Genomic DNA, 7,765 nt, shown 5'->3' with positions numbered 1-7,765 from the left:
CGCCCCGCGCTGCGCCCCCCCCCCGCCGTGCCGCCGCCCCCCCCCCCCCCCCCCCCCCCCCGCCCCGCCCCCCCCCCCCCCCCCCCCCCCCCCCCCCCCCCCCCACCGCGGGAGGAACGGTCGGGGGTCAGGCGGGGCGCAGGACGACCTCGCCGCCGGCGCGGACGACTGCCGTGCCGCGCTGGAACCGTTGCGTCCGCTCACCGGCGCCGGAGTCCTCCAGCTCGCCGGTCGGGAACCCCAGCGGGCCGCTCGCGCCGCCGCCGTCCAGCCACGCCCGGCGCACCGGGTCCACGACGACCTGCGCGCCCGTGGCCGGCGACCAGTACACCGACCCGCCCTCGAAGTTCGAGGACCGCCCGTCGGTGCCCGGCACCGCCGCCTCGTCCGTCGTCGGGTACCCCAGCGGGCCCGCCTCCCAGCCGCTGCGGCGCCAGCGGTCCCGCACCGCGCCGAGCACCGCGTGCGCCGACGTGCTCGGGCTCCAGTACACCGACCCGCGCTCGAAGTGGCTGAACCGCCCGCGCCGGTCCGGCGTCTCCTGCTCGCTCGTCACCGGGTACCCCAGCGGCCCCGCCTCCCAGCCCAGCGCCGCCCACGTGTCGCGGACCGCGCCCCGCACCACCTGCGCCCCCGTCGAGGGCGTCCAGTAGATCGACGCCGACCCGGCGAAGTGGTTGTAGCGCCCGCGCCGGTCCGGCGTCTCCCGCTCGCTGGTGACGGGGAACCCCAGCGGCCCGGCCTCCCAGCCGCTGCGCGCCCACGCGTCGCGGACCGCCCCCCGCACCGCGTGCGCGCCGGTCTCCGGCGACCAGTACACCGACCCGCGCTGGAAGTGCTGGAACCGGCCGCGGTCGCCCGGCACCGGCAGCTCGTCGGTCGTGGGGAACCCCAGTTCCGCCTCCCAGCCCAGCCGCGCCCACGTCTCGCGCACGGCGCCCGCGACGGCGTGCGCGCCCGTGGCGCCCGAGAAGTAGATCGAGCCGCCGTCGAAGTGCTGGTACACGCCCGTGTCGCCGGGGGTGCGCTGCTCCGGCGTGCGCTGCTCGCCGAGGAACCCGCCGGGTCCGCCCAGGGCCGTGTACCGGCTGCCGATCGCCGTGCAGTCCTGCAGCGCCGGCGCGCCGTGCGCGCCGGTGCGCTGGTCGGTCGCCGACGTGGTCGTGCACCCCCAGGCGGGGATCCGCCACGGCGGGGTGCAGGTGACGACGCGGCACCACACCGGCCCGGTGCAGGACACGTGCTGGTTGCACTGCCCGTAGCGGAACTCGTTGCAGCACACCCGGCGCTGGTCGCACTGCCCGCCCGGCCCGCACCCGCACGAGCAGTTGCGGCAGCCCTCCCCGCAGAACTTGCGGCCGCCGGAGCACCCGCAGGAGCAGTAGCTGTGGCAGTCGATGTAGTAGCGCGCCGACCCGCAGCAGTACCCCGAGCCGTCCGACTTCCACCAGCCGCCGACCAGGCTGCCCGGCGGGCACCGGTTCACGCCGCCGTTGACGGTGGCGCAGAACACCGTGTACCCGGAGCGGCAGGTGGAGTCCGTCCCGCACACCGCCGCGTACGCCGTGCCCGGGCGGGTGAGGAACGAGACCGGCCCCACGCTGAGCGCGGACCCGACGACGGCCGTGCGCGCGAGGAACCCGCGCCGATTGGTGCGCCGGGCCAGCGCCGTCGTCGCCGCCGACGTCAGGGAGTCGATCCAGCGGTCCAGCACGGTCACCGCGCACCTCCGGCCGTGTCCAGCGGTTCGTCGAGGGGTTCGTCGAGGGGGACGTCCAGCGAGGCGTCCAGGGCGAGGGTCGCCAGCAGCGGGCGCACCCGCTCCAGGAGCGCCGCCCGGCGCGCGTGGCTGCCCAGCACCACGTACAGGCAGAACGCCCGCCCGCCGACCTGGAAGAACCACTGCGACCCGCTCTGCCCCGGGATGGAGCGCTGCAACCGGTTCGGCGCGAAGTCCGCCGCCGTCGGCCGCGGCAGCCCCCGGTCGGCGAACAGCGGTGTCGCGCACGCGGCCGGGTCGTGCTCGAACAGCGACACGAACACGTCCTCCGCGCCCAGCAGCGCGGTGACGCCCCCGCCGAAGTCGCCGCGCACCGCCGGCAGCGCGACGGTGCTGGCGTGCAGGACGGGCCGCACCCGCGCGCCCGGCGCGTGCTCCTCGTCGCCGCGCAGCGCGATGCGCACCTCCCAGCCGCGCGGGGCGTCCAGCCCGATGCCGTGCGCCTGCAACCTCACCGTCGGCCTCCCGCGTCGTCGTCCGCTCCGTCGCCCACCGCTCGGGTCGTCACCCGCGCCTCACCCCGTCGCCCCCGCCACGAGCAGCAGCCCCCCGGCCGCGGCCGTCGCCGCGCACGCCAGCGCCGTCACCGCGCGCCCGGTGGGCGCCAGGCGCTCCAGCGCCCGGTGCGCCCCCACCAGCCGCGCCGGGGTGGTCACCCGCCGCGCGGCCAGGACGGGCAGCGCCCGCGCCAGCCCGAACAGCAGCCCCAGCGCCGCGCCGCGCGCCGGGTCGCCGGTCAGCGCGACGAGCGCGAACGCCACGTACAGGACGGGGGAGGTCACGATCGTCACGACGCCCAGCCCGAGCTGGACGCCGTACCCGGCGCCGTACACCCAGCCGCGGTAGCGGTGCAGCCAGTCCTCGTCGACCTGCCGGTGCCACGTCGGCGGAGCGGGCAGCCGGCCCGTCTCCACCGCCAGCGCCCACAGCGCCAGCGCGACCACGGCGGCCGCGGCGGCCGTCGCGGCCGCGCTCCCGCCCGGCAGCAGCAGCCCGAGGGTGCCCAGGACGAGGCCGGCGGCGGTGCCCCCGGCGGCGGAGCCGAGCAGGTGGGCCGTGACCGTGACCGGCCAGCGGCTGGCGCGTCCCCGCTCACCGAGCGGGGTGATGCTGGAGAGCATCGACTCGCCTCAAGGCGACCACAGCGCGCGCAGCGCCGCGACGACGGTCAGGGGCGCGCCCACGAGCAGCGCCCACAGCGGCAGCGTCACCGGACGCCGGGCGCGGCCCGGTCCCCGGTCCCCTCGGCGGTCAGGTCCGCCGCGGTCAGCTGCAGGCTCGGGTGGCCGGGCAGGATCCCCGCGGCGCGCAGCTCCCGGTCGGCGCGCGCCTCGCGGTGCGCGCCGTCGCCGCGGTCCTCGCCCGCCCCGTGCGCGTGCCCGGCGTGCTGGGCGCGGTCGGCGCGGTCGCCGGTGGCCTGGACGACCAGGCGCTGCACCTGCTCCCAGCCGGTCGCGCTGCCCTCGCCGGCCACGCGGCCCGTGCCGCCGTCGACGAGGACGAAGTACGGCGAGCCGGGCACCTCGTAGCCCTCCCACGCCGCCGTGGACATCACGACGTCCACCCCGTCGGGCGCCAGCTGCCGCAGCGCGGTGACGCTCTCGCGCTCGGGGCCCTGGGTGACGACGACGAGCCGGGTGCCGGCGGGCAGGCCCAGGCCGGGGCGCGCGAAGCGCTGCCAGAACCCGTGGCACGTCAGGCACCCGCTGGACAGGAACGCCACGAGGGTGTCGCGCCCGCCCGCGGTGACGTCGACCTGGACGGCGTCACCGGTGGGCGTGGTGCCCGCCACGGGCGGTGCGCCGCCGCCGGTGAGCCCGGCCGGGCCGACGACGCCGTCGCCGACGGTGAACGGGACGTCGTCCGGCGTGCGGGGAGCGCCCGCGCCGGGCGCGGTGTCCTCCCGGCCGGCGCCCAGCTCGTGCAGGGAGCGCAGCACCTCGGCGTGGCTGCGCAGCAGGCCGGCGACGAGCAGGCCGAGCAGCGCGACGGCCACCGTGAGGCCGGCGACGAGGACGATCAGGACGGTCACGGGGCGCTCCGGAGGGGGAGGAGGGGGCGGTCGCCGGCCACCGCCGCGACGGGGCTCGTGGTGGCGGTCGTGGTGGCGGCCGTGGTCGTGGCGCTGCGCCGCGACGGCGCGGCGGCGCGCAGGCGGGGCAGGGCGGTGAGGACCAGCAGCGCCAGCCCGGTGCCGACCGCCGCGGAGACCGCCACGGCCAGGGCGGGCCCGGGACCCGCGGCGAGGACCGCGCCCAGCCCGGCCCCACCGGTCAGGGCGACGCCCGCGCCGACGGCGGCCAGGGCGGCGGTGACGGCGACGTGCGCGGCGGTGGGCGGCACGTCGGCCGCGCCGAAGCAGCCGCAGCTGCTCAGCGGACGCCGGCGCACGAGGGCGAGGACGACGAACGCGGTGAAACCGGCGTACGCGGCCGCCAGCGCCCAGGCGCCGGCGGGGGACCCGCTGACGGCGGCCGCCGCCACGAGCAGCTCGGCGACGCCGAGCAGGCGCACCAGCGCGGTGCCCGAGGGCAGCGACTGCGTGCGCAGGGCCTGCGCCGTCGAGCGCGGCCGCCGCACCTTCGCGACGCCCGCGACCACCAGCAGCGCGGCCCCCACGAGGAGGGGAACCGTGAGGGGGTTCACATCTTCACCGTGGGTCACGTCCGGTGCCCCGGTCAAGCAGTTCGCCCCACTCCGCCACCCCCTCCTCCCGGCGAGACCGCGGGAGGAGGGGGTGGGGACGAGCGGTGCCCGGCGTCGTGTCAGCGCCGGGTGACGTCCTCCAGCAGAGCGACGACCTCGTCGTAGGAGCGCTGGGCGTCGGCCTCGCGCTCGGACTCCTCGACGTCGTGCGTCTCCAGCTCGAGCACGTAGGTGCCCGTGAAGCCGCCGGACTCCAGGACGCTCAGCACGCCGCGGAAGTCCACCTCGCCGCGGCCGATGCCGATGTTCAGGTCGCCCGGCACGGCGTCGCGCAGGTGCACCCGCTCCACCCGCCCGGCGTGCCGGCGCGCCCAGGCCACGACGTCCTCCCCGGAGGCGACCACGTGCGAGGTGTCCAGGAGCAGGCCGACCTCCTGCGGGTCCAGGGCGTCCAGCACGCGGTCGGCGCGCGCCACGTCGTGCACCCAGCGGCGGTGGTGCAGGACCTCGACGAGCAGGCGCACGTCCCGCTCGGCGCACAGGCGCGAGACCGCGCGCAGGTTGTCCACGCAGCGGGCGAGGTCCGCCTCGTCGTCCACGTACGGCTCCCACGACGGCCCGCCGCAGGGCACGACGAGCGCCGCGCCGGTGGCCGCCGCCAGGTCCGCCAGGGGGCGGACCGTCGCCGCCAGGGTCTCCGCGTCCAGCGCCGGGTCGTTCAGCGGCCCAACGTCGGAGTTCACGGCACCGGCGACGAGGCCGTGCGCGGCGAGCGCCGCCACGTACTCGCCCGGGTCGCCGGTGAAGGGCACCGGGACGTGGTCGGTCACGGCGGGGATGGCACCCAGGTCGACCTCCACGGCGCCGGTCGCCGCGATGAGGCGCAGCGCCTCCTCCAGCGGCCGGAACCGGAAGGTGATCGTCGAGACGCCGACCCGCCGGGCGGCCCGGGGGGTCGCCGCGGTGGTCGCCGCGGTGGTCGTCGCGGTGGTCGTCGCGGTGCTCACTGGTGCTCCTGTCCGTCCGCGCCCGCTCAGGCGATGTACGAGCCGCCGTTGATGTTCTGCGTCGTGCCGGTGATGTACGCGGCGTCACGGCTGCACAGGAAGACGACCAGGGCCGCCACGTCGTCCGGGCTGCCCTGGCGCCCCAGCGGCACGGCGGCGGCCAGGCGCGCCTCGTTCTCCTCGTCGGTGGCGCCGGCGCGGATGTCGGTGTCGACCACGCCCGGGCTCAGGGCGTTGACGGTGATGCCGTGCGGGGCCATCTCGCGGGCCAGGGACCGGGTCAGGCCCAGCACGCCCGCCTTGGCCGCCGAGTACGGCGTCTTGGAGAACACCCCGCCGCCCTGCTGCGCGGACACCGAGGACATGGTGACGACGCGGCCGTAGCCGTGCTCGATCATCTGCGGCAGGAAGGTCTGGCACGTCAGGAAGGTGCCGGTGAGGTTGACGTCCAGGACGCGGTGCCACTCGCGCAGGTCCACCTCCAGGAACGGGGTGGGGGAGGCGACGCCGGCGATGGCGGCCACCGCGCCCACCGGCGGCAGGCCGGAGGCGGCCAGCGCGCGCGCGCAGCCGGCCAGGGACTCCTGGTCGGTCACGTCCGCCGCCAGCCCCACCACGGGAGCGTGGAACTCGCTGGCGATCTTGTCCGCGGCGGCCTCGGCGCCCGGGCCGTCGAGGTCGAGCAGGGCCACGGCCCACCCCTCGGCGGCGAACCTGCGGGCGGTGGCGAAGCCGATGCCGCGCGGGGAGGCCCCGCCCGTCACGACGGCGGTGCGCTGGCCGACTCCGGTCTGGTAGCTCATGTCGGTTCCTCTGCTGGTGCTGGGGGCGGTTCGGGGAGGGGCGGGTCAGACCGCGGCGGTGGCGGTGGTGCCCGCGGGGCCGGCGGTGGCGGCCGCGACCGCGCGGTCGACCTCGGCGCGGCGGGCCGGGCCGTGGGTGTCCGGGGTCAGGACCGTGGCGACGAGGCCGACGGCGCCGTAGACCATGAAGAGCACGGCGGGACCGGCCCAGCCGAACGACTCGTGCAGGGCCACGGCCCAGAAGGCGGTGAAGCCGGAGACAACGGCGGCGAGCTGGTAGGCCAGCGAGGCGCCGGAGGAGCGGGTCTCGGTGCTGAACAGCTCGGCGAACCAGGCGCCCTGCGTGCCGGCCAGGGAGTTCTGGCACAGCGCGAAGGCGATGACGAACACGGCCACGATCAGGCCGAGGTTCCCCGTGTTGAGCATGAGGAACATCGGGACGCCGAACAGGAGCATCAGGGTGGTGCCGAACGCGTAGACCGGCTTGCGGCCGACGCGGTCGGTCAGGCGGCCCCACAGCAGCGTGGCGGGGAACCCGACGAGGGCCGCGACGACGATCGCCAGGATCGTGTCGGGACGCTCGGCCAGCCCGTTCTGGTGCACGTAGGAGGTGACGAAGGAGATGGAGACCGCGTAGCCGGCCGTCTCGGCGATGCGCAGGCCGAAGGCGCGCAGCAGGTTGCGCCAGTCGCGGCGCACGACCTCGGCGAGGGGGTTCTTCACCAGGGTGCCCTGCTCCTTGGCGTCCTCGAAGTCCGGGGACTCCTCGACCTTGAGGCGGATGTACATGCCGGCGCCGATGAGGACCGAGCTGAGCAGGAACGGCACGCGCCAGGCCCAGTCGCCCGGCAGGCCGGCGCTGGCGAGGAAGGCGAGGTTGGCCAGCAGCAGGCCCAGCGGGAACCCGGCCTGGGGGATGGCCGTGTAGGCGCCCTTGCTGCGCCAGGGGGCGTGCTCGTAGGTCATGAGGATCGCGCCGCCCCACTCCGCGCCGAAGGCCAGGCCCTGGACGACGCGGACGGTGACGAGCAGCACCGGGGCGAGGATGCCCGCGGTCTCGTAGGTGGGCAGCGCGCCGATGAGGACGGTGGACACGCCCATGATGAGCAGCGAGGCGATGAGGACCGGCCGGCGGCCGATCTTGTCGCCGAGGTACCCGCCGATGATCCCGCCCAGGGGGCGGGCGGCGAAGCCGATGCCGAGCGTGCCGAAGGACAGCAGCAGCGCGGTGGTGGGGTCGCTCTCGGGGAAGAACGCGGCGCCGAAGTAGAGCGCGGCCGCCGTGCCGTACCCGATGAAGTCGTAGTTCTCGACGGTGGTGCCCACGGCGCTGCCGATGGCCACCCGCTTCTTGTGCTCGGTCCCGAGGGCCCGGCCGTTCGCTGTCGTCACTGACATCTCCTCGTGGGGACGCGGTCCCGCGGTGGACCGCCCTCTGTCCTATTGTCAACAGTAGGACGACGAACACTGTGGCACGAGGTGCGCAGGGGTTGTCAAGCGGTTCGCGGGCGCCGGTCCACGGGTGGCCG

General features: G+C 76.8%; 8 protein-coding genes. All 8 read right to left on the bottom strand.

Features of this window, described 5'->3' with window-relative positions; translation table 11 throughout:
• Nucleotides 1–127 precede the first annotated feature (127 nt).
• Complete coding sequence (locus AB8M62_RS17840) at nt 128–1,720, bottom strand: LGFP repeat-containing protein (RefSeq protein ID WP_369070432.1); 1,593 nt, start codon at nt 1,718–1,720, stop codon at nt 128–130.
• Nucleotides 1,717–2,235, bottom strand: coding sequence for a hypothetical protein (locus AB8M62_RS17835; protein ID WP_369070431.1), 519 nt, complete (start codon nt 2,233–2,235; stop codon nt 1,717–1,719). Before AB8M62_RS17835 ends, AB8M62_RS17840 begins: the two co-directional genes overlap by 4 nt.
• Nucleotides 2,236–2,295: 60 nt before the next feature.
• On the bottom strand, nt 2,296–2,901 hold the full coding sequence (locus tag AB8M62_RS17830; protein WP_369051920.1) for a hypothetical protein: 606 nt from the start codon (nt 2,899–2,901) through the stop codon (nt 2,296–2,298).
• An 86-nt stretch (nt 2,902–2,987) separates the two neighbouring features.
• Nucleotides 2,988–3,812: a hypothetical protein gene (locus tag AB8M62_RS17825; RefSeq protein ID WP_369070430.1), complete on the bottom strand. Its 825-nt coding sequence runs from the start codon at nt 3,810–3,812 to the stop codon at nt 2,988–2,990.
• Nucleotides 3,809–4,426 carry a MauE/DoxX family redox-associated membrane protein gene (locus tag AB8M62_RS17820; RefSeq protein ID WP_369051922.1) on the bottom strand — a complete coding sequence of 206 codons (618 nt, stop codon included), beginning with the start codon at nt 4,424–4,426 and terminating at the stop codon, nt 3,809–3,811. The genes AB8M62_RS17825 and AB8M62_RS17820 overlap by 4 nt, the downstream gene beginning before the upstream one ends.
• 119 nt (nt 4,427–4,545) lie before the next feature.
• Nucleotides 4,546–5,433 carry a sugar phosphate isomerase/epimerase family protein gene (locus AB8M62_RS17815; protein ID WP_369070429.1) on the bottom strand — a complete coding sequence of 296 codons (888 nt, stop codon included), beginning with the start codon at nt 5,431–5,433 and terminating at the stop codon, nt 4,546–4,548.
• A gap of 26 nt (nt 5,434–5,459) precedes the next feature.
• A complete protein-coding gene (locus tag AB8M62_RS17810; protein ID WP_369070428.1) occupies nt 5,460–6,236 on the bottom strand; it encodes an SDR family NAD(P)-dependent oxidoreductase in 777 nt (258 codons plus the stop codon).
• A 45-nt stretch (nt 6,237–6,281) separates the two neighbouring features.
• On the bottom strand, nt 6,282–7,634 hold the full coding sequence (locus tag AB8M62_RS17805) for an MFS transporter (protein WP_369051925.1): 1,353 nt from the start codon (nt 7,632–7,634) through the stop codon (nt 6,282–6,284).
• Between the last annotated feature and the right edge of the window lie 131 nt (nt 7,635–7,765).

It is taken from the genome of Kineococcus terrestris (assembly GCF_041020755.1).
Classification (GTDB): domain Bacteria; phylum Actinomycetota; class Actinomycetes; order Actinomycetales; family Kineococcaceae; genus Kineococcus; species Kineococcus terrestris.
The sequence above is the reverse complement of the archived record's forward strand: the minus strand, read 5'-3'. Positions and strand labels throughout refer to the sequence as shown.

Excerpts from the sequence above, each read along its gene's own strand:
- AB8M62_RS17830 (WP_369051920.1), bottom strand. The coding sequence starts at position 2,901 with ATGCTCTCCAGCATCACCCCGCTCGGTGAGCGGGGACGCGCCAGCCGC.
- AB8M62_RS17810 (WP_369070428.1), bottom strand. The coding sequence starts at position 6,236 with ATGAGCTACCAGACCGGAGTCGGCCAGCGCACCGCCGTCGTGACGGGC.
- AB8M62_RS17805 (WP_369051925.1), bottom strand. The coding sequence starts at position 7,634 with ATGTCAGTGACGACAGCGAACGGCCGGGCCCTCGGGACCGAGCACAAG.